22 protein-coding genes are annotated in these 26014 nt (G+C 69.1%); 15 read left to right on the forward strand and 7 right to left on the reverse strand.

All coding sequences use genetic code 11. The annotated features are described in order from the left end of the window. Window positions 1-288: 288 nt before the first annotated feature. The 4 genes from dut (at window position 289) to AC1DHD_RS00250 (ending at window position 2799) form a co-directional block, all read left to right on the forward strand. Window positions 289-819 carry a dUTP diphosphatase gene (dut, locus tag AC1DHD_RS00235; RefSeq protein ID WP_476877751.1) on the forward strand — a complete coding sequence of 177 codons (531 nt, stop codon included), beginning with the start codon at window positions 289-291 and terminating at the stop codon, window positions 817-819. A gap of 78 nt (window positions 820-897) precedes the next feature. Next, window positions 898-1626, forward strand: a complete 729-nt coding sequence (locus tag AC1DHD_RS00240) for a DUF3710 domain-containing protein (RefSeq protein ID WP_476877752.1) — start codon at window positions 898-900, stop codon at window positions 1624-1626. Beyond that, window positions 1619-2068 (forward strand): hypothetical protein, encoded by a 450-nt coding sequence (locus tag AC1DHD_RS00245; RefSeq protein ID WP_476877753.1) that lies wholly within the window; start codon window positions 1619-1621, stop codon window positions 2066-2068. The genes AC1DHD_RS00240 and AC1DHD_RS00245 overlap by 8 nt, the downstream gene beginning before the upstream one ends. Beyond that, entirely contained in the window at window positions 2068-2799 is a 732-nt protein-coding gene (locus AC1DHD_RS00250) for a DUF3159 domain-containing protein (RefSeq protein ID WP_476877754.1), read from the forward strand. Before AC1DHD_RS00245 ends, AC1DHD_RS00250 begins: the two co-directional genes overlap by 1 nt. On the opposite strand, the gene AC1DHD_RS00255 is transcribed toward AC1DHD_RS00250, so the two are convergent. Together AC1DHD_RS00255 and AC1DHD_RS00260 are read right to left on the reverse strand one after the other, a co-directional pair. Further along, the gene (locus AC1DHD_RS00255) at window positions 2796-3560 is read right to left on the reverse strand and encodes a potassium channel family protein (protein ID WP_476877755.1); all 765 of its coding nucleotides are present in this window, start codon (window positions 3558-3560) and stop codon (window positions 2796-2798) included. The two genes, AC1DHD_RS00250 and AC1DHD_RS00255, sit on opposite strands and share 4 nt — an antisense overlap. Then, entirely contained in the window at window positions 3557-4231 is a 675-nt protein-coding gene (locus AC1DHD_RS00260) for a potassium channel family protein (protein WP_476877756.1), read from the reverse strand. The genes AC1DHD_RS00255 and AC1DHD_RS00260 overlap by 4 nt, the downstream gene beginning before the upstream one ends. A 169-nt stretch (window positions 4232-4400) precedes the next feature. On the opposite strand from AC1DHD_RS00260, the gene AC1DHD_RS00265 reads away from it, so the two are divergent. The 11 genes from AC1DHD_RS00265 to AC1DHD_RS00315 all read left to right on the forward strand — a co-directional run bounded on the left by AC1DHD_RS00265 (window position 4401) and on the right by AC1DHD_RS00315 (window position 19110). Continuing rightward, the gene (locus AC1DHD_RS00265; protein ID WP_476877757.1) at window positions 4401-6377 is read left to right on the forward strand and encodes an APC family permease; all 1977 of its coding nucleotides are present in this window, start codon (window positions 4401-4403) and stop codon (window positions 6375-6377) included. Further along, window positions 6374-7723, forward strand: coding sequence for a class I SAM-dependent RNA methyltransferase (locus tag AC1DHD_RS00270; RefSeq protein WP_476877758.1), 1350 nt, complete (start codon window positions 6374-6376; stop codon window positions 7721-7723). The genes AC1DHD_RS00265 and AC1DHD_RS00270 overlap by 4 nt, the downstream gene beginning before the upstream one ends. A gap of 147 nt (window positions 7724-7870) precedes the next feature. Next, window positions 7871-10684: an aconitate hydratase gene (locus AC1DHD_RS00275; protein ID WP_476877759.1), complete on the forward strand. Its 2814-nt coding sequence runs from the start codon at window positions 7871-7873 to the stop codon at window positions 10682-10684. A gap of 131 nt (window positions 10685-10815) precedes the next feature. Then, window positions 10816-12789 carry a 1-deoxy-D-xylulose-5-phosphate synthase gene (gene dxs, locus AC1DHD_RS00280; protein ID WP_476877760.1) on the forward strand — a complete coding sequence of 658 codons (1974 nt, stop codon included), beginning with the start codon at window positions 10816-10818 and terminating at the stop codon, window positions 12787-12789. A 41-nt stretch (window positions 12790-12830) separates the two neighbouring features. Next, on the forward strand, window positions 12831-13388 hold the full coding sequence (locus AC1DHD_RS00285; RefSeq protein ID WP_476877761.1) for a hypothetical protein: 558 nt from the start codon (window positions 12831-12833) through the stop codon (window positions 13386-13388). Between the two features lie 93 nt (window positions 13389-13481). Next, window positions 13482-13700: a helix-hairpin-helix domain-containing protein gene (locus tag AC1DHD_RS00290; protein ID WP_476877762.1), complete on the forward strand. Its 219-nt coding sequence runs from the start codon at window positions 13482-13484 to the stop codon at window positions 13698-13700. Between the two features lie 100 nt (window positions 13701-13800). Further along, the gene (locus AC1DHD_RS00295) at window positions 13801-14778 is read left to right on the forward strand and encodes an aldo/keto reductase (protein WP_476877763.1); all 978 of its coding nucleotides are present in this window, start codon (window positions 13801-13803) and stop codon (window positions 14776-14778) included. Window positions 14779-14850: 72 nt separating this feature from the next. Beyond that, window positions 14851-15867 (forward strand): nucleoside hydrolase, encoded by a 1017-nt coding sequence (locus tag AC1DHD_RS00300; RefSeq protein WP_476877790.1) that lies wholly within the window; start codon window positions 14851-14853, stop codon window positions 15865-15867. 112 nt (window positions 15868-15979) lie between these two features. After that, window positions 15980-16810, forward strand: a complete 831-nt coding sequence (locus AC1DHD_RS00305; RefSeq protein ID WP_476877764.1) for an ECF transporter S component — start codon at window positions 15980-15982, stop codon at window positions 16808-16810. Window positions 16811-16813: 3 nt separating this feature from the next. Further along, window positions 16814-17566 (forward strand): energy-coupling factor transporter transmembrane component T, encoded by a 753-nt coding sequence (locus tag AC1DHD_RS00310; RefSeq protein ID WP_476877765.1) that lies wholly within the window; start codon window positions 16814-16816, stop codon window positions 17564-17566. After that, window positions 17563-19110, forward strand: coding sequence for an ABC transporter ATP-binding protein (locus AC1DHD_RS00315; RefSeq protein ID WP_476877766.1), 1548 nt, complete (start codon window positions 17563-17565; stop codon window positions 19108-19110). Before AC1DHD_RS00310 ends, AC1DHD_RS00315 begins: the two co-directional genes overlap by 4 nt. A 76-nt stretch (window positions 19111-19186) precedes the next feature. Here AC1DHD_RS00315 and AC1DHD_RS00320 read toward each other — a convergent pair whose 3' ends face one another. The 5 genes from AC1DHD_RS00320 to AC1DHD_RS00340 all read right to left on the reverse strand — a co-directional run bounded on the left by AC1DHD_RS00320 (window position 19187) and on the right by AC1DHD_RS00340 (window position 26007). Further along, complete coding sequence (locus AC1DHD_RS00320; RefSeq protein ID WP_476877767.1) at window positions 19187-21352, reverse strand: 3-hydroxyacyl-CoA dehydrogenase NAD-binding domain-containing protein; 2166 nt, start codon at window positions 21350-21352, stop codon at window positions 19187-19189. Beyond that, window positions 21349-22608 (reverse strand): thiolase family protein, encoded by a 1260-nt coding sequence (locus AC1DHD_RS00325; RefSeq protein WP_476877768.1) that lies wholly within the window; start codon window positions 22606-22608, stop codon window positions 21349-21351. Before AC1DHD_RS00325 ends, AC1DHD_RS00320 begins: the two co-directional genes overlap by 4 nt. A 137-nt stretch (window positions 22609-22745) precedes the next feature. Beyond that, on the reverse strand, window positions 22746-24128 hold the full coding sequence (locus AC1DHD_RS00330; RefSeq protein ID WP_476877769.1) for an HRDC domain-containing protein: 1383 nt from the start codon (window positions 24126-24128) through the stop codon (window positions 22746-22748). Window positions 24129-24191: 63 nt separating this feature from the next. Beyond that, the gene (locus tag AC1DHD_RS00335) at window positions 24192-24836 is read right to left on the reverse strand and encodes a DUF3000 domain-containing protein (RefSeq protein ID WP_476877770.1); all 645 of its coding nucleotides are present in this window, start codon (window positions 24834-24836) and stop codon (window positions 24192-24194) included. Between the two features lie 70 nt (window positions 24837-24906). Beyond that, window positions 24907-26007: a threonine aldolase family protein gene (locus AC1DHD_RS00340; protein ID WP_476877791.1), complete on the reverse strand. Its 1101-nt coding sequence runs from the start codon at window positions 26005-26007 to the stop codon at window positions 24907-24909. Between the last annotated feature and the right edge of the window lie 7 nt (window positions 26008-26014).

Raw genomic sequence — 26014 nt, forward strand, 5'->3', positions numbered from 1 at the left:
GCAGAAATACTGATCGGGGCGAACACCAGGTAACCGGCCGAAGCCAGCCCTGCAGACACCAGCCAGATCCAAAAATTCGGCCACAGCTTCTCGCTGAACAGGACTGCGGCGTCGTCGGGGGTGCTGTTGGAGGCAGGCACTGCTGCACTGGATTCGGGCATGAGCCCAGCTTTTCACTTTTCCCGGACCATTTCACCTCGGCGCCGCCRGCGGCGCCCGGGCACGCCGGACCTGCCCGGCGCCGCCGTGGTAGTCCTAGGTTCGCCCCGGGCGTTACAGTGGGTCACTGTGACTGAAGAAACCACCGCCGTGAACACCCTGCCGGCAGAGCCCGCAGCCGGCGACATTCCAGCCTACGGAACCCCCACCCTCAAAGTGCAGCTGAAAATGCTCGACGACGGTCTGGAACCGCCGTCGTACGCGCACCCCGGCGACGCCGGCGCGGACCTGCGCGCCCGCGAGGACGTGGTCCTGGCACCCGGGGAGCGGCGCCTGGTGCCCACCGGTGTGTCCATCGCGCTGCCGGACGGCTTTGTCGCGCTGATCCACCCGCGCTCCGGCCTCGCGACCAAACACGGGCTGACCGTGGTCAACGCGCCCGGAACGGTCGACGCCGGCTACCGCGGCGAGATCGCCGTGACGCTCCTGAATACTGACCGCGACGCGGCCATTGAACTTCGGCGCGGCGATAGAATTGCACAAATGGTCATCCAGCGCGTGGAGTACGCGGAGTTCGTGCCCGTCCCGGAGCTCGGCGATTCCGTCCGCGGCGGCGGCGGCTTCGGTTCCACCGGTGGTTTCGGCGCACCCCGGGCCTAACCCCCGCCCGAGGGCGCGGCTGAACCCCCAGCGGCAGCCGGGCCCGTTCGTGCAGGATCACAACTAAGGAGACAACCCATGGTTTTTGGGCGTGGCAAGAAAGCCAAGCAGGACCAGTCGACGGACACCGTTGAGAGCACGGAAGACACCGCGGCCGAAACCGGCGCATCAGCCGGCGCCGGGGACGGTGCCCTGGATGGAGCACAGCGCAGCTCCGGGCCGTACGACGTTGCGGAGATCGAGAACCAGGACGGCTACGTGGACCTCGGCGCGCTGCTGATTTCCCCGCGCGAGGGCCTGCAGCTGCGCCTTGAGGTGGAAGAAGCCACCCAGCGCGTTGTTGCCGTCACCATGGACCTGGAAGGCTCCAGCCTCCAGCTGCAGGCCTTCGCCGCACCCCGCTCCGAGGGGCTGTGGGACGAAATCCGCGAGCAGATCGGCCAGTCCGTCGGCAGCCAGGGCGGCCAGGTCGAGGAGATCGAAGGCCACTTCGGCATCGAACTCGTCGCCAAGCTGCCCGCCGGCGACGGCAGCGACGGCTACCGCGTCGCCCGCTTCATCGGCGTCGATGGTCCCCGCTGGTTCCTCCGCGGTGTCCTCGGCGGAGAGGCCGCGCTGGACCGCGCCGCCGCGGCCGGACTCGAGGAGCTGTTCCGCCAGATCGTCGTCGTACGCGGCGAAAGCCCCATGCCGCCCCGCGACCTGCTGCAGCTGCGGCTGCCCAAGGACACCGGCGTGGCCGCACCCGCGGGCGCGCCGCAGTTCGAAGAGCCCGAGCGTGGACCGGAGATAACCCAGATTGGTTGATGGACCCGTCAGGAAAGCGCCCGCCACCGTCCCGGTGCGGGGCCTTCCGGAGCGCGGCCGGGTCCTCTGCCGGGGCTTCATTGAGTCCGTGACCTATGCCCCGTCCTGCGACGTCGCCGCGTTCACCGCGATCATCACCGACCACGACGCCCCGCCGCCCAAGGCCCGGCCCGCGGCCCGCGCAGCAGCGACGGAATCGGCAGTGCCGGGATCGGCGGCCGCCGGCGGATCCGGTGCCGCCCCGGCCGGCTCTGCGGAGAACCGCCGCAAGCGTCCCGTGGTGGCCGCCGACCGGCTGCGCGTGGTCTGGCTGGGACGGCGCCGCATCCCCGGGGTGACCGCCGGCCTGGAACTCCGGCTCGAGGGCATGGTCACCGTCCGCGACGGACTGCCCACCATGTTCAATCCGCGCTACGAAATACTCTCCCGCGAGGAGCACTAATGAGCACCCCCGAGAACCCGCCACAGGCCGACGCCCCGCAGCCCACGGTGGCGCAGCTCGCCGAGGGCTACGCCGCCAAAGCCGGCCTGCACCGCTCCGAAAACGGCAACATCGACGTCCTCAAAAGCGCCGGCGGCGTCCAGGGGATCGCCGAGAGCATCCTGCCCGGCCTGGTCTTCCTGATCGTGTTCACGGTTACCCGGGAGCTGCCGGCGGCTTTGATCGCCGCGTTGGCCGTCGCCGCCCTGTTCACCGTCGCCAGGCTGGTGCAGCGCAAACCCCTGACGCAGGCGCTGGCCGGAATTGTCGGCGTCGGGCTCTCCGCCTGGCTGGCGAACTCCACGGGGAAGGCCGAGGACTTCTACGTCCTGGGCTTCTTCACCAACCTCGGCTACATCCTGGCCATGGCCATCTCGATCGCGGTGCGCTGGCCCTTCGCCGGCCTGCTTTTCGGATTCATCCGCAACGAGGGCCTGGACTGGCGCAAGCACCCGGCGCGGGTGAAGTCCTACCGGATTGGCACATGGGTAATCATCTCGGTCCTGGCCCTGCGCCTGATCGTCCAGGTCCCGCTGTACCTGATGGGGGAGCAGGGCCTCGCCGGGCTCGCCACCACCCGGCTGATCATGGGCGCACCGCTGTACATCCTGGGTATGTGGGTCGCGTGGCTGCTGACCCGCCCGGCCCCGGCCCCCGTGGGGGAGCCGGTTGCGGAGCCGGCGGGGGACTAGCCGTCGAAGCCGTCGTCCCCGGCGGGCTGGGCTTCGCGGCCGTGATGCTCGGCCGTGACCGGGTGCTGGCCGTCGCCTGATTCGCCGGCGCCGTCGGGGGATTCCGGGGCCGAGAGCAGCGCCCGCAGTCCGTCTTCCGCCGCGATGGTGGTGACGAAGAAGAGTTCGTCGCCGCCGTCGATCACGTCATCCCGGCTGGGCGTGATGGGCGCCTGGTCGCGCAGGATGGCCACCAGCGTGGCGTCCTCGGGCCAGTCGATATCGCCGACAGTCAGGCCGATGACGTGGGAGTCGTGCGGCACAGTGAACTCCACGAGTGAGGACACCCCGGTCTGCAGGGTCAGGAGCCGGACGAGGTCGCCGATTTCGACAGCTTCCTCCACCAGTGCCGTCATCAGCTGCGGAGTATTGACCGCGACGTCGACGCCCCAGGAGTCGTCGAACATCCAGTCGTTCTTGGGGTTGTTGACCCGGCCCACCGTGCGGCCGACGCCGAACTCGGTCTTGGCCAGCAGCGACACCACCAGGTTCACCTTGTCGTCGCCGGTCGCCGAAACGACGACGTCGGCGTCCTCCAGGCGGGCGTCCTTGAGGGTGCTGAGCTCGCAGGCGTCGCCCACCAGCCAGTGCGCGCCGCGCAGCCCGCTGCGGCCGATCACCTCGGGCTTGAGGTCGATCAGCAGGATCTCGTGTTTGTGGGCCAGCAGTTCACGGGCGATGGAGGACCCGACGCTGCCCGCCCCGACGATGACAACTTTCACTTAGACTCCTTGGCGGGGGACTTGGCAAGAATGTGGGCGACCTCGGAGGTGCGGTCCACGCTGAGCATGGCGTGGACGGTATCGCCGTCCTGGTAGGAGGTGCCGGGGCCGGGGAGGATTCCCTCGCCGAACCTGGTCAGGTAGGCGACGCGGATATCGGCAGCCTTCTCTAGCGCGGACACGGGGTGGCCGATCCAGCCGGAGTCAACGTCCACCTCGGCCAGCACCAGCCGGCCGGAGGGGTCGCGGAAGTCACCGGCGAGATGCTGCTCCGGGAGGATCCGGCGGAGGACCTGGTCGGCGCTCCAGCGCACGGCGGCGACCGTGGGGATACCAAGGCGCTGGTAGATCTCGGCTCGGCCCGGATCGTAGATCCGCGCCACAACGTGGGGGACGTGGAAGGTCTCGCGGGCCACACGGGTGGCCAGGATGTTCGAGTTGTCGCCGCTGGAGACGGCCGCGAAGGCATAGGCCTCCTCGACGCCGGCCTGCTTGAGCGTGTCCCGGTCGAAGCCGACGCCGGTGACCTTACGGCCGGAGAAACCCGTCCGGAGCCGCCGGAACGCGCGGTCGTCCTGGTCGATGATCGCGACCGAATGGCCTGCGTCCTCCAGTGTGTGCGCCAGGGTTGCCCCAACACGGCCACAACCCATGATCACGAAGTGCGCCACACGTGCCTCCTCAAGCTTCCTTTTTGTACTGCTGCGGTTCTGTTGCTGCGTAAAACTCTACCGGCCAGCGGCCGTCCGGAGCCGGTGCGACGGCGGCGCGGCCGGCCGCGGGCGTGCGGGCAGGCTCCGCCGTCATGACATCGCGTCCGAATCAGACTAGCTTTGTCTGGTGCTGACAATTTTCAATGCGGTGAAGCGGGTGCTGGTCGGCCGGCCCTTCCGGAACGACCGTCTGGCCCATACCCTGCTGCCTAAACGGATCGCGCTTCCGATCTTCGCCTCGGATGCACTGTCCTCAGTGGCCTACGCACCGGACGAAATCCTCCTCACCCTGGCCCTGGCCGGCGTCAGCGCGGTAGCGTTCTCGCCCTGGGTAGGCCTCGCCGTGATGGTGGTGCTCCTGACGGTGGTGGCCTCCTACCGGCAGAACGTCCACGCCTACCCCTCGGGCGGCGGCGACTACGAAATCGCCAACGAGAACCTCGGCAAGTACGCGGGACTCACCGTGGCCTCCGCGCTCCTGGTGGACTACGTGCTCACCGTGGCCGTGTCGATGTCCTCCGCCGCGGCCTACCTCACCACAGCCGTCCCGTCGCTGCACGGCCAGCAGGCCACCATCGCCACCATCGGTGTGGTGATCCTGGCCCTGGTCAACCTGCGCGGCATCCGGGAGGCCGGCAGCGTCTTCGCGGTGCCGACCTACATCTTTATGTTCTCGATCCTCGGCATGACCGCCGTCGGCATCTTCCAGGCCGTCACCGGGCAGCTCGGCCAGGCGCCGTCGGCCCAGTTCGAGATCATCCCGGCCCCCGGCTTCGACCAGGGGCTCGTCGGCCTGACCGGCGCCTTCCTGCTGCTCCGGGCCTTCTCCTCGGGTGCCGCCGCGCTGACGGGCGTGGAGGCCATCAGCAACGGTGTGCCGAACTTCCAGAAACCCAAGAGCAAAAAYGCGGCCACCACGCTCCTGCTGCTCGGCGTGATCGCCGCCGCCATGCTCGCCGGCATCATCTACCTGGCCAACGCCACCAAGGTGCACATTGTGCTGGACCCGGCCAAGGAGTTCCTGCTCAACGGCAAACCGCTCGCTGATGACTACATCCAGAACCCGGCCATCAGCCAGATCGCGCAGACGGTCTTCGGCGCCGGCTCCATCCCCTTCTACGTTGTGGTCGCCGCCACCGGCGTGATCCTGGTCTTCGCCTCCAACACCGCGTTCAACGGATTCCCGGTCCTCGGCTCCATCCTGGCCCAGGACGGTTACCTGCCCCGGCAGCTGCGCACCCGCGGGGACCGGCTCGCCTTCAGCAACGGTGTGCTCGCGCTGGCCGCGGGCGCCCTGGTCCTGATCATCTCGTTCAACGCCGACGTCACCAAGCTCATCCAGCTCTACATCGTGGGCGTCTTCATCTCCTTCACGCTGAGCCAGCTCGGCATGATCCGGCACTGGGGCCGCGAGCTGAAACTCGCCAAGGACCCCGCCACCAAACTGCGGATGATCAAATCCCGCACCATCAACACGATCGGTTTCGGCATGACCGGCCTGGTCCTGGTGATTGTGCTGATCACCAAGTTCGAGCAGGGCGCCTGGATCGCGCTGCTGGCCATGTTTGTCCTGTTCCTGATCATGTGGAGCATCCGGGCGCACTACGACAACGTCGCCAAGGAGCTCGCCGTGGATGAGGACTCCTCGCCGCGGGCCCTGCCCACCCGGGTCCACGCCGTCCTCCTGGTCTCGCACGTCCGCAAACCGGTGCTCCGCGCCCTGGCGTACGCCCGCGCCTCCCGGCCCTCCCGGCTGGACGCCATCACCGTGGACATCAGCCCCGAGGAAACCGAACAGACCCTCGAGGACTGGGAAAAGCTGGAGATTCCGGTCCCGCTGACGGTGCTGGCCAGCCCGTTCCGCGAGACGGTCACGCCCATCATGGAGTACATCAAGAACATGCGGCGGGATTCGCCGCGTGACCTGATTGTCGTCTACATCCCCGARTACGTCGTSGGCAARTGGTGGGARCARCTGGTCCACAACCAGACAGCSYTGCGSATCAARACCCGGCTGCACTTCGAGCCGGGCGTKATGGTCGCCAGCGTGCCGTGGCAGCTGAAATCCTCCGAAGAAGCCAAGAAATTGCAGGACATCCAATGAGCACCGACACCACGACGCCCGCCCTGACCGAGCTCGTCGTTGAGGTGGGGCCCGTCGCGCACGGCGGGCACTGCGTTGCCCGGCACGAGGGRCGGGTGRTCTTCGTCCGCCACGGCATCCCCGGCGAGAAAGTCAGGATCCGGCTCACCGACGACGGCGACTCCGCCAAGTTCTGGCGTGCCGACGTCGTCGAAGTTTTGGAAGCCTCCCCGGACCGGGTGCAGCACTTCTGGCACGCGGCCGACTCCCAGCGCTCCTGGTCCCACGGCCACCCGCCCGTCGGTGGCGCGGAACTGGGCCACATCACCCTGGAACGCCAGCGCAGCCTCAAGGCCGAGGTCCTGGCCGAACAGCTACACCGGCTGGCCGGCGTCGACCTCCCGGACCTCACCGTCGAGCCCGTCGGGGAAGCTGCCGCCGCGGACGCAACCGGCCTGGCCTGGCGGACCCGGGCCGGGTTCGCCGTCACCCCGGGTGGCAAGCTCGGCATGCACGCGCACCGCTCCGATACCGTCTTTCCCGTCCGGGAGATGCCCCTGGCCGTCGACGGCATCAACGCCCTCCGCCTCTGGGACATCGACCTCCAGGGCATTRAGCGGATCGAGGTCGCGGCCCCGGCGAACGGATCGCGGCCGCTGGTGCTCCTCGCGCCGGCCGCGGGGACCCGGGCGAAGCGCCTCAGCGCGATCCTGGCCCAGCTGCCCGACGACGTCTCCGTCGCCCGGGTGGATCCGGCCAACGGCGCGGTGACCCAGCTGCGCGGCCGTACCTGGGTCCAGGAATCGGCCGCCGGACATGAGTACCGAGTGACCGGCGACGGTTTCTGGCAGATCCACCGTGATGCCCCGGAGACCCTCGTGCAGGCCGTCGCCGGCTTCCTGCACGACGGCGGCTACCTTGGCGCCGGTGCGGTGGTCGCCGACCTGTACGCGGGTGCCGGCCTGTTCACCGCGCCCCTCGCGGACGCTGTGGGCGTCACCGGGTCGGTGCTGTCGGTGGAGGGCGCCCCCGGGACCAGCCGGGACGCGCGCAAGAACTTGCACGGCGCGGCCCAGGTGGAGATCATCCAGGGCAAGGTCGAACGCGTGCTGCGCCAGAAGCCGCGCAACTTCGACGCACTGGTCCTGGATCCGCCCCGCGCTGGCGCCGGCAAGGCCGTGGTGAACCAGCTTGTCGCGGCCGGCCCGCGGGCCATCGCGTACGTCTCCTGCGACCCGGCGTCCTTCGCCCGCGACGTGGGCTACTTTCAGGAGGCCGGCTGGGGGCTGGAACGGCTGCGCGCCGTCGACCTCTACCCGCACACCCACCACATGGAGACTGTGGCGCTACTGACTCCCCGGGGCTGAGGCCACTAGGATGGCAGAAGTAGTCCGACGCCGCGCACTGCAGTCCCTGACATGATCGCCAGACGGTCATGTCTTAGTTAGGATGACCTAACTAGCAAGGGGTCTGCGGCGCGACAAAGATGAAACTGTTGCGAGAGGAGTCCTGCGATGAGCATTGTGGACAGCTTCGGTTCAAAAGGCAAACTTAATGTAGCCGGTACCGAATACGAAATTTTCCGGTTGAACTCCGTTGAAGGTGCAGAAAACCTTCCGTTCAGCCTCAAGGTATTGCTTGAAAACCTGTTGAGGACTGAGGACGGCGCCAACATCACGGCCGATCACGTCCGAGCACTGGCCGGTTGGGATCCCAACGCCGAGCCCGACACTGAAATCCAGTTCACGCCGGCGCGCGTGATCATGCAGGACTTCACTGGCGTGCCCTGCGTTGTTGACCTCGCCACCATGCGGGAGGCCGTCAAGGAACTCGGCGGCGACCCCAAGCGGGTCAACCCCCTGGCGCCGGCGGAAATGGTCATTGACCACTCCGTCCAGATCGACGCCTTCGGCAACTCCGGCGCGCTGGAGCGCAACATGGAGATCGAGTACCAGCGCAACGGCGAGCGGTACCAGTTCCTGCGTTGGGGCCAGACCGCGTTCGACGACTTCAAGGTTGTGCCGCCGGGAACCGGCATCGTGCACCAGGTGAACATCGAATACCTGGCCCGCACCGTTATGACCCGCGACGTCGACGGCGCCCTCCGCGCCTACCCGGACACCTGCGTCGGTACTGACTCGCACACCACCATGGTCAACGGCCTGGGCGTGCTCGGCTGGGGCGTCGGCGGAATTGAAGCCGAGGCAGCAATGCTCGGCCAGCCCGTCTCCATGCTGATCCCGCGCGTCGTTGGCTTCAAGCTGACCGGATCCATCCCGGCCGGCGCCACCGCTACCGACGTTGTGCTGACGATCACCGAACAGCTGCGCCAGCACGGTGTGGTCGGCAAGTTCGTGGAGTTCTACGGCGAAGGCGTCGCGGCCGTGCCGCTGGCCAACCGCGCCACCATCGGCAACATGAGCCCGGAATTCGGCTCCACCGCCGCAATGTTCCCGATCGACGATGTCACCCTCGACTACCTGCGGCTCACCGGCCGCTCGGACGAGAACGTGGCCCTCGTGGAGGCCTACGCGAAGGAACAGGGCCTCTGGCACGATCCTTCCCGGGAGATCAAGTTCTCCGAGTACCTTGAGCTGGACCTCTCGACGGTTGTCCCGTCGATCTCCGGCCCGAAGCGCCCGCAGGACCGCATCATCCTCACCGAGTCCAAGGCCCAGTTCCGCGAGGACCTGCGCAACTACGTGAAGGAAGACCTCGCAGACGGCAGCCTGGACGAAGCCATCGACGAGAGCTTCCCGGCCTCCGACTCGCCTTCGTTCACCGCCTCGGCGACGCACCTCACGGAGCAGGCACCGCACGGACACGGCCCGAAGTCCAACGGCCGCCCGTCCAAGACGGTGGCCGTCAAGACCGCCGACGGCCGCGAGTTCGAACTGGACCACGGGGCGGTGTCGATCGCCTCGATCACCTCCTGCACCAACACCTCCAACCCGTCCGTGATGCTGGCCGCGGCACTGCTGGCCCGCAACGCCGTCGACAAGGGCCTCACCTCCAAGCCGTGGGTCAAGACCTCCGTGGCCCCGGGCTCGAAGGTCGTCACCGACTACTACAACAAGTCGGGCCTGACCCCTTATCTGGAGAAGCTCGGCTTCTACATCGTCGGGTACGGTTGCGCCACCTGCATCGGTAACTCCGGACCGCTCGACGCGGAGATCTCTGAGGCCATCCAGGCCAACGATCTTTCCGTGACGGCCGTCCTTTCCGGCAACCGCAACTTCGAAGGCCGGATCAACCCGGACGTCAAGATGAACTACCTGGCCTCCCCGCCGCTGGTCATCGCCTACGCCCTGGCCGGAACCATGGACTTCGACTTCGAGAACGACGCCCTGGGCCAGGACGAGGCCGGCAACGACGTCTTCCTGAAGGACATCTGGCCGAACCCCGTCGAGGTCCAGCAGGTCATCGACTCCTCGATTGACAAGGGCATGTTCGCCCGCGGCTACGAAGGCGTCTTCGAGGGTGACGACCGCTGGAAGGCGCTCGACACCCCGGCCGGTGACACCTTCGCCTGGGACGAGAAGTCCACCTACGTCCGGAAGCCCCCGTACTTCGAGGGCATGCAGGCGCAGCCGGAGCCCGTCCAGGACATCACCGGGGCGCGCGTACTGCTCAAGCTCGGCGACTCGGTCACCACTGACCACATCTCCCCGGCCGGTTCCTTCAAGTCGGACACCCCGGCCGGACAGTACCTGCTGGCCAACGGTGTGGAGCGCAAGGACTTCAACTCCTACGGCTCGCGCCGTGGCAACCACGAAGTCATGATCCGCGGCACCTTCGCCAACATCCGGATCAAGAACCAGCTCCTCGACGGCGTGGAAGGCGGCTTCACCCGCGACTTCACGCAGGCTGATGGCCCGCAGGCCTACGTCTACGACGCCGCGCAGAACTACCAGGCCGCGGGCACCCCGCTGGTGGTCCTGGCCGGCAAGGARTACGGYWCCGGCTCGTCSCGYGACTGGGCCGCCAAGGGCACCGCGCTACTGGGCGTCAAGGCAGTCGTCGCGGAAAGCTACGAGCGTATCCACCGCTCCAACCTGATCGGTATGGGCGTCCTGCCGCTGCAGTTCCCGGCCGGCGAAAACGCCGCCAGCCTGGGCCTGAACGGCACGGAAACGTTCTCCGTCGAAGGCGTCACCGCCCTCAACGAAGGCACCACGCCGAAGACCCTGAAGGTCACCGCCACGGCCGAAGACGGCTCCACCACCTCGTTCGATGCCRTCCTGCGCATCGACACCCCGGGTGAAGCCGACTACTACCGCAACGGCGGCATCCTGCAGTACGTGCTGCGCCAGATCTCCGCTAGCTAGCGGAGACAGAGCAGCACCACCCGAAAGCCCCGGTCCGTCCCGACGGACCGGGGCTTCCGCGTTCCGGCACCCGGCCCGGCTCCGAGGCGTTAGAGTTAAAAGGCATGTCTACTACCCGCAAGGAGGGGCCGTTGGGAATTTTGGAGACCATCCGGAATCCGCAGGACCTGAGCAAGTTGTCCCAGGCGCAGCTGGACCAGCTGGCGGCCGAGGTCAGGGAGTTCCTGATCGGCAACGTYTCCCAGACGGGAGGCCACCTCGGGCCCAATCTAGGCGTCGTTGAACTGACCATCGCGGTGCACCGGATCTTCGATTCCCCGCGCGACAGCATCGTTTTCGACACCGGCCACCAGTCGTACGTGCACAAACTCCTCACCGGCCGGCAGGACTTCAGTACCCTCCGGCAGCAGGGCGGCCTCTCCGGCTACCCGGACCGCGCCGAATCCGAGCACGACATCGTCGAAAGCTCGCACGCGTCCTCCTCGCTGTCCTGGGCTGACGGGATCTCCCGCGCCCGGCAGCTGACGGGCGACGGCGACCGGTACGTCATCGCCGTCGTCGGTGACGGTGCGCTGACCGGCGGTATGGCCTGGGAGGCCATCAACAACATCGCCGCGGACAAGAAGCGCCGCGTCGTGATCGTCGTGAATGACAACGGCCGGTCCTACGCGCCGACCGTCGGCGGCGTCGCGGACTACCTCGCGTCACTGCGCCCCACGATCGATTCGCTCCGCGCGGCCCCCGCCTACGAGGGCGCCCTGGACTGGTGGAAAAAGCGGCTGCAGAGCGGCGGCCCGGTGGGCCAGTTCACCTACAAGAGCCTGCATGCAATGAAGAAGGGCATCAAGGACTGGTGGGCACCCCAGGGCATGTTCGAGGACCTCGGCATGAAGTACATCGGCCCGGTGGACGGCCACAACCTCCAGGCCATGGAAAATGCCCTTGCCACGGCCAAGACCTACGCCGGCCCCGTGATCGTCCATGCCATGACCGAAAAGGGCCACGGCTACGCGCCGGCCCGGGCCCATGAGGCGGACCAGTTCCACGCCGTGGGCATCATCGACCCCGAAACCGGGGAGCCCACCGAAGCGGGCGGGGCGAAGTCCTGGACCTCCGTCTTCGCCGATGAGATCGCGGACATTGCGGACGAGCGGAAAGACATCGTCGGCATCACCGGGGCCATGCTGATCCCGGTGGGACTGCACAAGTTCGCCGCCCGTCACCCGGACCGGGTGTTCGACGTCGGCATCGCCGAGCAGCACGCCCTGACCTCCGCCGCAGGCATGGCGTTCGGCGGCCTGCACCCGGTGGTGGCCGTCTACGCGACCTTCCTGAACCGTGCCTTCGACCAGCTGCTGATGGACGTGGYCCTGCACAAAGCCGGCGTCACGGTGGTCCTGGACCGGGCCGGCGTAACCGGACCCGACGGCGCCAGCCACCACGGCATGTGGGACATGGCCATGGTCCAGATAGTGCCGGGCCTGCACCTCGCGGCGCCCCGCGACGCGTCCCGGCTCCGCGAGGAGCTGCGCGAGGCCGTGGCCATCGAGGACGCCCCSACCGTCATCCGCTACTCCAAGGGCACCGTSGGYGCSGAAGTCGARGCCSTCGAACGGCTSRGCGACGGCGTCGACRTSCTGGCCCGCCGGCCGGCAGGGTCAAACGAGAACGACGTCCTGATCGTCAGCGTCGGTGCCATGTCCGAACTCGCGCTGGACGTCTCGAACCGGCTGGGCGCCCAGGGCATCAGCTCCACGGTCGTGGACCCGCGCTGGGTCCTGCCGGTGCCCCGCTCCGTCATAGCCCTCGCCTCGCACCACCGCCTGGTCATCTGCATCGAGGACGGCGTCCGAGCCGGCGGCGTTGGATCCCGCATCCGCCAGGAAATGCGGGCCGCCGGGGTGGACACGGCACTCAATGAGGTCGGCCTCCCGGTGGAGTTCCTGGACCACGGCAGCCGGAGCCAGGTGCTCGAACGGGTGGGCCTGACTGCCCAGCAAATCACGCACGACGTCGTCGCCCAGGTCCTTGGGACCAAGGTGCCGTTCGCCCGGCCGCTGCCCGGTCAGCAGCACCCCAGCACCGGCAGCCTGCCGATCCTGTGACAGTCAACGCCGATCTTGTGTCAATTAACGAAGGGACAGCCGTGAGCGGCATTATCCGGGTCTACAAGCGCGACGACGAAGGGACCCTGCTTTTCCGGGAGGCCTGGATCGACGAGGAGTACAACGAGTTCGTGATGAACCACGGCGTCGTCGGGCACCAGAGCAAGACCGAGGAGACCGAGGCTGCGGACGCCGCCGCCGGCGAAGGACTGATGGAGGCCTTCGCCGCGCAATGCGCCGAAGACGGGTACGCGGAGATCCCCGACGAGGACCAGTTCTGGGTGGTGGCGCAGTACGCGCTCAAGACCAAGGACGGCACCAGCCGGGACCGTTACCTCGAGGAAAAGGCGAAGGACGCCCTGATCAGCCACCTCGCCTGGCGCGGCCTGGGAGTGGTGGACCGTTCCGAGTTCGCGGACGCGAAGCTCAACATCTTCTGCCTCACCCCGGACGTCAACAAGACCGTCAATGCCATCAAGGTCTGCATCCGCGGCGAGGACCTGGACTTCACCAAGCTCAGCATCGGCGCCGCCCCCTTCGGCGGGACGGAATTCAAGCTCAAACACTCGGCCAAACCGGCCAATAGTTTCTCGCTGTAGGCGACGCGGCCGGCGATGCCGGCCCGTGACCACCCGAACGGAGCCGGGCACGGCTCACACCCAATTGGGGGCAAACGACCGGAAGGCTACGCAATGACGCGAAAAACCCCTCGACCCGGCAGCACTCCACTTCCCGCGGGCCTGGCGGCGCCGGCGCGCAAGTCGCTCGCCCACGCCGGGGTGGAAACCCTGGAACACGTCCGGGAACTGGGCCGCCGCCGACTGACCGGGATGCCGGGCGTCTGCCCGCGCACCCTCGCCCAGCTCCAGGACGCCATGGATGAGCACGGGCTCGAACTGCCGGCCGGATAAGGCACCCCACCCCGCGTGCCCGCCGCCTCCGCGGGCTGACGCCGCCGGCACCTCCTTGGCCTGACGGGCCGCCGACCGCCGCCGTTATAGGCTGAATCCCATGACTGATTACCGCCGTGTGGGAAATTCCGGACTGACCGTCTCTGCCGTGGGCCTCGGGTGCAACAACCTGGGCCGCGCGAACACCGCCACCGAGTCCCAGGAGGGGACCGACGCCGTCGTGCATGCCGCCCTGGACGCCGGGATCACGTTCTTCGACGTCGCCGACGCCTACGGCCGCGAGCCGGGCCTCAGCGAAACAATGCTGGGCAAGGCCCTCGCCGGCCGGCGCGAGGACGCCATCATCGGCACCAAATTCGGCATGGACATGCGCGGGGCCAACGGCAACGACTTCGGCGCCCGCGGTTCCCGCCGCTACATCGTCAGCGCGGCCGAGGCGTCCCTGCGTCGGCTCGGCACGGACTGGATCGACCTGTACCAGTTCCACACCCCGGATCCGCTGACCCCTATCGACGAGACCCTCGCCGCCCTCGACGAGCTCGTCACCAGCGGCAAAGTCCGCTACATCGGCCACTCCAACCGGGCCGGCTGGCAGATCGCGGAGGCCGAATTCGTGGCCCACAACCGGGGCGGGGCGCGCTTCATCTCCAGCCAGAACCATTACAACCTGCTGGACCGCCGCGCCGAACTGGAAGTCACCCCGGCCGCCGAAGCCTACGGCCTCGGGGTGCTGCCGTACTTCCCCCTGGCCAACGGCCTGCTCACCGGCAAGTACTCGAAGGGGCAGGCGCCGGAGGGGTCGCGGCTCAGCCACACCCGCACCAACCTCGTCCACGACGCCGACTGGGACCAGCTCGCCAAGTTCTCGGCCTTCGCCGCTGAGCGGGACCTGAACGAGATCCAGGTGGCGTTCTCCTGGCTTGCCGCGCAGCCCTCCGTCAGCAGCGTCATTGCCGGCGCCACCCGGCCCGAACAGGTCCGGCAGAACGCGGCCGCGGTCGCTTGGGTCCCGGACGCCGCGGAGCTCGCCGAACTCGACCAGATCTTCCCGCGCACGCCCAAAGTCGCCCTGTTCTGAGCCGCCGGAGTGAGCAGCATCGTTCCGAGCCCGCGCGTGCCTGAAACCGACACCGACGTCCGCCGGATCCTGATGGACGTCGATACCGGGATCGACGACGCCCTGGCCATCGTCTACCTGCTGTCCCGGCCCGAGGTGCGGCTGCAGGCGATCACCTGTACTGCCGGGAACGTCGGGGCGCGCCAGGTGGCCCTGAACAGTTTGTCCCTGCTGGAGCTGTGCGGGCGGCAGGGGATCGAGGTGGCGACCGGCGCGGAGGTCCCGCTGCAGATACCGCTCGTGACCACCGAAGAGACCCACGGCCCGCAGGGGATCGGCTACGCCGAGCTGCCCGCCCCCGCCCAGCCGATCTCGCAGCGCCACGCCGTCGACGTCTGGGTGGAGGAGGCCCGGGCGCATCCCGGGGAAATCACCGGGCTGATCACCGGTCCGCTGACCAACTTCGCCCTCGCCCTGCGCCGGGAGCCGGAACTGCCGCGGCTGCTCAAGGGCCTGGTCATCATGGGCGGCAGCTTCTACTACCAGGGCAACACCACGCCGACGGCGGAGTGGAACACCGCGGTGGACCCCCACGCCGCCAAGGAGGTCTACGCCGCCTACCGCGGGCTGCCCGAGGAGAAACTCCCGGTGGTGTGCGCGCTGGAATCCACCGAGCGCATCGAAATGGTGCCGGCACATCTGCGGCTCCTGGGTGAGGCCGCCGGGGCCGCGGAACCCGAGCTAGTGCTGCCGGACCAGCCGGAGGGCCAGCGCAGCCGGTCCAGCAGCCCGCTGGTGGCCTGCCTGTCAGATGCGATCCGGTTCTACATGGAGTTCCACCGACTTTACGACCAGGGCTACATCGCGCACATGCACGACGCCTTCGCCGCCTGTGCCGCCGTCGAACGCACCCCGTTCAGCACCCGGCTGGCCACGGTGGACGTCGAGACGGACTCGCCCTTGCTGGCCGGGACCACGGTGGCTGACTTCCGCGGGCTCTGGGGCCTGGCGCCGAACGCCAGGATCGTGACGGGGAACAACCCGGAACACTGCTTCGACGAGCTGATCTCCTCCGTGGGCGCCCTGGCGCGCACCCTGGACGGCCGGTAGCACTGCCGAGGCCCGTCCGTGTTCCCGGGCGGGCCCGCGGATCGCTAAGATGATAGCTGCGCCGAGGTGACATGAGGCGGACGTTGCACAACCACGCCTAAGGACCCTTCCCATGTCACAGCAGCCCCTCACCCTCCCCGCAGCCGGTTCCGGGACCGGAACGGCACCCCGCCGGCGCCGGCTGCTTGAAATCGCCGGTGCCGTGGCCATCGCCGCCACCTACGTGTTCCTGGTCCTCACGCAGCCCGCGGACATCGCGAACGGGCCCACCAGCTTCTCCGCCCTGGTAGCCCTCGGCGGGTTCCTGCTGGGCGCAGTGCTGCTCCTTGTGGCCGTGCTTCCCGTCCTGCCCACCTCCACTTTGGTCCTGATGCCGGTCGCGATCGTGCTGAACGTGGGCCTCGGCCAGTTGATGGGCAACACCGGCCTGCCGTTCTACCTGGACGCGATCGGCACCGTCCTGATCGCCGTCCTCGCGGGACCGGCAGCCGGCGCCGCCACCGGCGTGCTCGGCAGCATCGCCTGGTCCTTTTTCAACCCCACGGTGCTTCCCTTCGCCGCCGGCGCGGCCCTGATCGGCTTCCTCGCGGGCATGGCGGCCCGCGCCGGACTCTTCCGCCGCTTCTACCTCGCGCCCGTGGCCGGCTTTGTGACCGGCATCCTCGCGGGCGTTGTGTCTGCGCCGATCGCGGCCTTCGTCTTCGGGGGCACCTCAGGGCTGGGCACCGGCGCCATCGTCAGCGCCTTCCGGGCAATGGGGGACACCCTCCTGGCCGCAATCACCAAGCAGGCCCTCATTTCGGACCCGATGGACAAGGCGATCGTCTTCACCATCGCGGCGCTCCTGGCCTACGCCCTGCCCCGACGGACCACCTTCCAGTTCGCGTTTGTCCGCCGCTTCCGGGTCCTCGCCGGCAAGGCCCCCGCGACGCCCGCTGACTGAGTCATGCGCCTGCACCCGTTGACGGCGCTGACCGCGGCCGGCTGCGCGGCTGTCATCACGACGGCGGCCGGCAACTGGGCGGTGTCCGTCGCCGTGGCGCTGGCCGCCGTGCTGCTCGCGGCACGTGCCCGGGTGGCGCTACGGGTGCTCGGGAGCGCTGCGGCTATCCTGGCGCCGCTGTTCCTGTCCCTGCTCCTGCTGCACGGCTTGTTCTTCCCGGAGGGCCGGACCGTCCTGGCCCAGTGGGGGTCGGCCCGGGTAACAGCCGAGGGGCTCAGCTTTGGCCTTGAGCTGGCCGCCCGAACGGCCGCATGTGTCTTGGTCTTCCTGCTGTTCTCCTTCACGGTCCGGGTCCCTGACCTCCTGACCGCCCTGGCCGCGCGGCGCATCCCGCCGCAGGCAAGCTTCGTGATCGCCTCCACCCTGTCGCTGATCCCGGCCATGGGCCGCCGGCTCGAACGGATCCGGCAGGCCCAGGAGGCCCGGGGACTCGTGATCCGGCGCGGACTCGTGCCCCGGATTGCCGCCGCCCGGCTGCAGGCCGTGCCGCTGGTCCTGGGCCTGGTCGAGGACGCCGGTGTCAGGGCACAGGCCCTGGACGCCAGGGGCTTCGGCGGACCCGGTCCACGGACCAGCTACCGGGAACTGYCGGACCCCGCCGGGCAGCGTATCTTCCGGGCCGCCGCCCTGGCATTGGCCACGGCCGCCGTCGTCGTCCGGCTCATCACCGCCTGGCCCGCCGCGGTGCCCTCGTGAACGGGGGGCAGCCGTTGCCCGCGCAGGGGCGTGCAGGGTCGGCGCCGGTTCCCGCCGGCCCCGCGCTTGCCGCGCACATCGGCAGCTTCAGCTTCCACGGCGACGACGCCGACGCGCTGCGGGACGTGCGGCTCGACGTCCGGCCCGGCACGCTCACAGCCGTCCTGGGCGGCTCCGGCAGCGGCAAGACCACGTTGGGCAAACTGCTCGCCGGCTGGCTCCGGGCCGGCCACTCCGGGGTCCTGCGCGGCAGCTTGGCCCTTGGCGCGGAAAGCTTGCAGTTCAACGGCGGCAGCGACGATCCCCGGGTGAACCCTGCGGCCTGGTCGGCCAGGGTGGGCTACGTGCCCCAGGACGCCGCCGCGATTCTCTCCACGGTGCGCACCACGGTGGCCGAAGAACTGGCGTTCGGGCTGGAGAACCGCGGTGTGCCCCGTCCCGACATGCTCCGGCAGGTGGCCCACACTGCGCGGCAGACGGGACTGTCCGAGCTGCTGGACCGCGACCCGGCCCGGCTCTCCGGCGGCGAGCTCCGGCGCCTGGCCCTCGGCTGCGCCGTCATCGCGGGCCCGGAGGTGCTGGTACTCGACGAACCCCTCGCCTCGCTGGACGCGGCCGGGGCCGGCCAGTTCCGGACACTGCTGGACGGGCTGCTCGAGGCCGGGACCGCCGTCATCCTGCTGACCCAGGCCGCGGACGCGCTGGCCCGCAGCGCCGGGCACTGGCTGGTCCTGAACAACGGAACCATGACGGCGGAAGGCCGGCCCGCCGACGTTGCGAGGGGCACCGCCCTGCGCGATGCCGCCGTCGTAGTCGACGGCATACACGCTCCGCTGCCTCCGGATCTGGGACCCGGCACCGGAGCCCCCGTCCTGGAACTGCGGGGGATCAGCTTCCGGTACCCGGCCGGAGACGCTCCTGCCGGGCACACGGACGCCCCGGACCTGCTGTCCGGCCTGGACCTCACCGTTAGAGCCGGCGAAATCGTCGCCATTACCGGCCCCAACGGCACCGGTAAATCCACGCTCCTGCGGCACATCAACGGTCYGCTCCGGCCGCAGGCAGGCGATGTCCGCGTGCTGGGCCAATCCATTGCCGGAGTTCCCACGGGCCGGATCGCGGCATCGGCCGGATTGCTCTTCCAGCAGCCGCGGGACCAGCTCTTCGAGCGGACTGTGCTGCGGGAGGCCGGTTTCGGGCTGCGCCGTCTTGTCGGTGCCGCCGCCGCGGCGGAGCAGGCCCGTGAGGCGCTGGCCACCGTCGGGCTTGCCGATGCCGCCCAAACGCATCCTGCGGAACTGCCGTCGTCCCGGCAAAGGCTGCTGGCCCTCGCCACGGTCCTTGCCCGGAGGCCCGCCCTGATCGCCCTGGACGAACCCACGGTGGGGCTGGACCGGCACGGCCTCGACCGGCTGCACGACGCGATCACGGCGGCGGCGGCGCGGGGCGCCGGGGTCGTAATGGTCACCCACGACGCCGCCTACGCCCGGGCCAACTCCCACAGGGTCCTGGCGCTCGACTGCGGGCGCCTGCGGGAGGCCTGACAAAACGGCGCAGCCGTCCCGGCCGGAAGGACGGGACGGCTGCGCGCTGGGCGGAGGGTGATCAGGAGGCGGGTGCTCAGGAGGCGGGCTCCGAAGCCACCCCCGGTGCCAGGAACTTCTTGCCGGTGACGCGCTCGGAGGCGCCCACCCGGTCCAGGTACGGGGTGATGCCGCCGAGGAACATCGGCCAGCCTGCACCGAGGATCATACAAAGGTCGATGTCCTCCGGGCCGGCCACAACGCCCTCGGCCAGCATCAGTCCGATCTCCTCCGCGAGGGCGTCCTGCGTGCGGCGCAGCACCTCGTCGGCGGTCGACGGCGAGTCGCCGAACGTCATCAGGGCCAGGGTTTCGGCCGGAATGACGGGCTTGCCGGCCTTCACCGACGCCGGATCCCAGATCGAGGTGATGCCGTTCTCGATCAGCGCCTGCAGGTTCCGCGAGACCGTAAATCGGTCCCCGAACGCGGCGTGCAGGGACTCCTGCACGTGCTGCGCCACCGGCAGGCCCACCATGGCGCCGAGGGTGAAGGGTGTCATCGGCAGGCCCATCGGCCGCAGGGCGTTGTCCGCCACCTCGGCCGGGGTGCCCTCGTCAAAGGCCGCGGTCACTTCGCCCATCAGCCGCAGCAGGAGCCGGTTGACCACAAAGGCGGCCGCGTCCTTGACCAGCACGGCGGACTTCTTCAGGCCTTTGGCGAGCTCGAACGCGGTGGCCAGGACGGCGTCGTCGGTCTTCGGCGCCCGGACGATTTCCAGCAGCGGCATCACAGCCACCGGGTTGAAGAAGTGGAATCCCACCAGGCGCTCCGGGTACTGCAGATCCTCGGCCATGGCCGTGACGGAGAGTGACGAGGTGTTGGTGGCCAGGATGCATTCCGGCGAGACGATCGCCTCGACCTCCTTGAACACCTGCTTCTTGACGTTGAGCTCCTCGAACACCGCCTCGATCACAAAGTCGGCGTCGGCGAAGGCCTCCTTGGACACCGAGCCGCTGACCAGGGCCTTGGTCCGGTTGGCGGCGTCCGCGCTGATCCGCTTCTTCGCCAGCAGCTTATCCACCTCGGCGTGGACGTAGCCCACGCCCTTGTCCACCCGGGCCTGGTCGATGTCCGTCATCACCACGGGGACCTTGAGCTGGCGGGCGAAGAGCAGGGCGAGCTGGCTGGCCATCAGCCCTGCGCCGACGACGCCGATCTTCGTCACCGGGCGTGCGAGCTTGCGGTCCGGGGCGCCGGCCGGGCGCTTGGAGCGGCGCTGCACGAGGTCCAGGAAGGCGTAGACGGTGGAGCGGAATTCGTCCGTCTGCATCAGGTCCGCCAGGGTCTCGCATTCGAGTTCCGCGGATTCGGACTGGGTCAGGGTGCGGTTGGCTTCCAGCACGTCCAGCACCTTGGCCGGGGCGGGAGAGGCGTTGGAGGTCTTGGCCTCCACGAAGGCGCGGCCGGCGGCAACGGACGCCGCCCAGCGTTCGGCGACCTCCGGGGCGGCGGGATCGACGGCGTTGGCCCTCTCGGGGCTCACGGCACCGGCAATGACCTGCGCGGCCCAGGCAACGGACTGCTCCACGAAGTCGGCGGGTTCGAAGATGGCGTCGGCCACGCCGAGCTCGTAGGCCTGCGGGCCGGTGAGGGTGCGGTTGTTGCTCAGCGGGTTCTCGATCATCACCTTTACGGCGTTCTCCGGCCCGATCAGCCGCGGCAGGATGTAGACGCCGCCCCAGCCCGGGATCAGCCCGATGAACGCTTCCGGCAGGGCCAGCGCGCCGGCCCCGGTGGAGACCGTGCGGTAGGTGGACTGCAGGGCAATTTCCAGCCCGCCGCCCAGTGCCAGGCCGTTGATGACCGCGAAGCTGGGCACACCGAGGTTGGCCAGGGTGGCGTAGACRTCGTGGCCGAGCTGGGCCATCCAGAGGCCCTGCTCCCGGCCGCTGACGGACTTGACCGTGGACAGGTCCGCCCCGGCCACCAGGAAGTACGGCTTGCCGGTGACCCCGACGCCAACGATCTCGCCGCGTGCCGCACGGTCCCGCAGCCCCTCGAGTACGGTGCCGAGTTCGATCAGGGTGTTCGGGCCCAGGGTGGTGGGTTTGGAGTGGTCCAGGCCGTTGTCCAGGGTCACCAGGGCAAACGTGCCGGGGCTCGTGCCGTTGACGGCGGGGAGCTGGATGTCCTGGACGTAGGAGTGCGTCACGGTTTCCTGCGGGAACAGCTCGGCAAGTTTGTGGAAATCGGCGGCGCTCATGCTGCGGCTCCAGTCTGGGTGGTGTAGTCGGCGTGGTGCGGGTTTTCCCAAATGACGGTCGCCCCCATGCCGAGGCCGATGCACATGGTGGTCATGCCGAAGCGGACGCTGTGGTCTTCCTCGAACTGCCGGGCGAGCTGGTTCATCAGCCGGACGCCGGAGGAGGCCAGCGGGTGTCCCACGGCGATCGCGCCGCCGTAGCGGTTGACGCGGGGGTCGTCGTCGGCGATGCCGAAGTGGTCCAGGAAGCTGAGCACCTGGACGGCGAAGGCCTCGTTGATCTCGAACAGGCCGATGTCCTCGATGCCCAGTCCGGCGTTTTTGAGGGCCTTCTCGGTGGCCGGGACCGGGCCGATGCCCATGACTTCGGGTTCGACGCCGGCGAAGGCGTAGCTGACCAGGCGCATCTTCACCGGCAGGCCAAGTTCCTCTGCGGCATCGGCGGAGGCCAGGAGCGCGGCGGTGGCGCCGTCGTTGAGGCCGGCGGCGTTCCCGGCGGTGACCCGGCCGTGCGCGCGGAACGGGGTGCGCAGCGCGGCGAGGTCCTCCACTGAGGTGCCCGGGCGCGGCGGCTCATCCACGGTGTTCACGGCCCAGCCCTGGCCCGGCTTCATGGTGGCGACGGGCACCAGGTCCGGCTGGATCTGTTCCTTGGCGTAGGCGGCGGCCAGCTTGTCCTGGGAGGCCACGGCGTAGGCGTCCGTGCGGTCCTTGGTGATGGCGGGGAACCGGTCGTGCAGGTTCTCCGCGGTGTTTCCCATGTTCAGGGCGGCGGGGTCCACGATCCGCTCGGACATAAAGCGCGGGTTCGGGTCCGCGCCCGCGCCCATCGGGTGGTTGCCCATGTGTTCGACGCCGCCGGCAATGACGACGTCGTACGCCCCAAAACCGATGCCGCTGGCCGTGGTGGTCACGGCGGTCATGGCGCCGGCACACATCCGGTCGATCGCGAAGCCGGGAACGGTCCGGGGGAGCCCGGCGAGCAGGGCCGCGGTGCGGCCGATGGTCAGGCCCTGGTCACCGGTCTGGGTGGTGGCGGCGATGGCTACCTCATCGATGCGCTCGGGCGGCAGTGACGGGTTGCGGCGCATAAGTTCGCGGATGCATTTGACCACAAGGTCATCGGCGCGGGTGCCGGCGTAAATGCCCTTCTCGCCGGCGCGGCCGAAGGGGGTGCGGACGCCGTCGACAAACACGACGTCGCGGACGGCACGGGGGCTTCCGGTGCCCTGCTTTGCGCTGCTGGCTTGGCTCACGTATTACTCCTCATTGAGACATGGGTGCCGGAATCCAGGCCGCTGCCGGTGACGGCGCGGCACAGGATGATCCTGGCGGCATCCCTAGCTATGTTACTCATCAGTAACATAGCTGGCAAGGAGTAGTGGCCGGCCGGTCAGGAACCGGCGCCCGGAGCCTCAGCCGGGGCTGCTTTGGGTTCCTTGGGCGGCACCGGCTGGGGGTTCAGGAACGCCTCGGTGATCAGCGGCGTGGCCAGCTGGATCTGCCAGAGCCGGGCGCCCAGGTTCTGGAGCTCTTCGGCGATGCCTTCCTCGCTGATTTCCGCCGGCGGACGCCACGCCACGCGGCGCAGGTAATCCGGGGTCAGCAGGTTTTCCACCGGCAGGTTCAGTTCCTCGGCCAGGGCCTGCAGTTTGGGCCGGGCCGTGGCCAGGCGTGCCGCGGCCTCCGGGTCCCGGTCCGCCCAGACGCGCGGCGGCGGGGGAGCGTTCGTGGGCAGGTGCAGCGGCGGCAGCTCCTCCAGGGTGCGGGCGGTGCTGATGCAGCGCAGCCAGCGCGGGGCCTCGCGCTGGGCCGCGCGGCCGTGGAAGCCCTTGGTGCCGAGCAGCTGCGGGACCGTGCTGGGCATGGCCTTGGCCGCGGCCACCAGGGAGGAATCGGGGATGAGCCGGCCCGGGGCGACGTCGCGCTTCTGGGCTAGGGAGTCACGCTCCAGCCAGAGTTCGCGGACCGCGGCGAGCTGCCGGCGGTCACGGATCTGGTGCAGTCCGGAGGTCTTGCGCCACGGGTCCACCCGCGGAGGAGCCTGGCCGGCCTCAAGGATCGCGGCGAATTCCTGTTCCGCGTAGTCCAGTTTGCCGTCGGCGGTGAGGAGCTCGATCAGCTCCTCGCGAAGTTCCGTGAGGACCTCGACGTCGAGGGCCGCGTAGCGCAGCCAGGGCTCCGGCAACGGCCGGGTCGACCAGTCGGCGGCCGAATGTTCCTTGGCCAGGCCGAAGCCGAGGAGCTGTTCGATGACCGCGGCGAGGCCCACGCGCGGCAGGCCGGCCAGGCGTGCGGCGAGCTCGGTGTCGAAGAGTTTGTCCGGCCACATCCCGAGTTCGGACAGGCAGGGGAGGTCCTGGCTGGCCGCGTGCAGGATCCATTCGACCCCGCGCAGCGCGTCGTTGATGATGCTGAGGTCGCCGAAGGGCTCGGGGTCGATCAGCCAGGTGCCGGCGCCTTCGCGCCGGATCTGGACGAGGAAGGCGCGCTGGCCGTAGCGGAATCCGGAGGCCCGCTCCGCGTCCACCCCGGCGGGGCCGTGCCCTGCGGCGAGGGCCGCGGCGCAGCGTTCCAGTCCTGACCGGGTCTCGATGACAAGGGGCACGCCGTCACGGGGGGCGTCGAGGTCGATGACCTCGGGGACCAGGCTGTCGAAGCCTTCCACCGTGATGTGGGCCGGGGTTTCCGCGGCCTCCGATGCGCCGGCGGCCGTGGCGGCCGCTGCAGTGGTGGACGGGCCCGCGGTGGTGGTTTCCGGATTATGAGGGGTCATGATGACCCCAGTTTACCGACATCGCGGGCGTTAGCGGCCGAAGCGGCGTCGGTCCGGGTCCGGTCATGACAGCCGCGGACGCCTGCGGGGCAGTGCGGAGACCCCTTCGGGCAGGGGCGGCAGGCCTGCGAACGTGCACACCATGTCCGACCACGCCTCCAGGTGGGCCGTGATGTCCTTGCCCTCGGGGGTCCAGGATGCACGCAGTTCGATGTCGATGGTGTCCGGCCTTCCGGCGAGGGTGCCGAAGCTTTCCGAGAGCACCCGGGTGGCCGTCCCGCCGGCCGAGCGGTACGGCGCGCGGTGGGTTTCCAGCGCCTCCACGAGCCAGGTCCAGGCCACGGAGCCGAGCATTTCGTCGTTGCCCATGTCCGGTTCCAGCTGGGCGCGGATGTAGGTCACGATGCGGAACTGACCGTCCCAGACTGCGGAGCCGTCAGGATCGTGCAGGAGGATAAAGCGGCCGGTGGCGAGTTCGACGTCGTCGCTGCCGGACGCCGGCGCCAGCGCAGCAGCGGCGGGGCCATGGACCGCCCCGGAGGCACCGTCGCCGGGGACCACAACCTCCGCGCCCAGCGCGACAGCGTACGGTGCGAGCCGGGCCGGTGCCGGGATCTCGTCCAGGCGCAGCTCGCTCCGGCACCGTGCTGATCGAAGGGTCCCCAGGGCGAAGAGGAAATCCGCCGGAACCTGGTCGAGTGCGTTCACAGTGAAAGGTTATGCACGGGCGTGGTCCCGGTCCGGCAGGCTCGCCGCCCGCCGGAACCGGGGTCCGATCCTAGCTGTCCGCGAGCTCGCGTTTGACCGCGGCGATGAAGGAATCAACGTCGTCCTCGGTGGTGTCGAAGGAACACATCCAGCGGACTTCGCGGTTCGCTTCGTTCCAGTCGTAGAAGCGGAACGACTTCCGCAGCCGGTCGGCAACGCCGGCGGGCAGGACGGCGAAGACACCGTTGGATTCGGTGCGCTGGCTCAGTTCGACGCCCGGGATGGACTCGACGCCGGCGCGCAGCCGGGTTGCCATCGCGTTGGCGTGCGAGGCCGAACGCAGCCAGAGATCGCCCTCGAGCAGGGCGATAAACTGTGCGGACATAAACCGCATCTTGGAGGCCAGCTGCATGTTCATTTTGCGCAGGAACAACAAGCCGTGGGCAGCCTCCGGGTTCAACGCAATGACCACCTCGCCGAACAACAGCCCGTTCTTCGTGCCGCCGAAGGAAAGGATGTCCACGCCGGCGTCGCGGGTGAAGGCGCGCAGCGGGACACCGAGGTGGGCCGCGGCGTTGGCCAGGCGGGCACCGTCCATGTGCAGTTTCATGCCCTTGGAGTGGACGTGTTCGGCGATGGCGCGAACCTCGTCCGGGGTGTAGCAGGTGCCGAGCTCCGTGGTCTGCGTGATCGAGACGGCCAGCGGCTGGGCGCGGTGTTCGTCGCCCCAGCCCCAGGCTTCATGGTCGATCAGGGCCGGGGTGAGTTTGCCGTCCGGCGTCGGGACCTGGAGCAGCTTCATGCCGCCGATCCGCTCCGGGGCGCCGTTCTCGTCCATGTTGATGTGGGCGGTGGAAGCGCAGATGACCGCGCCCCAGCGGGGGAGCAGGGACTGGAGCGAGAGGACATTCGCGCCGGTGCCGTTGAAGACGGGGAAGCATTCGATGCCCTCGCCGAAGTGCTGCTCCATCAGTTGCTGCAGCCGGGCGGTGTAGTCGTCCTCGCCGTAGGAGACCTGGTGGCCCTCATTGGCGGCCGCCAGGGCCGCGAGGACCTCGGGGTGCACACCGGAGTAGTTGTCCGAGGCGAAGCCCCGGACCGACGGATCGTGGAGCCGCGCCGCGGCGCTGGCAGGGGCAGTGTCTGTGGTGGTTTCGACCGTGGTGGTCATCTCGTTG

It is taken from the genome of Arthrobacter sp. 05L45_2, from assembly GCF_056397525.1.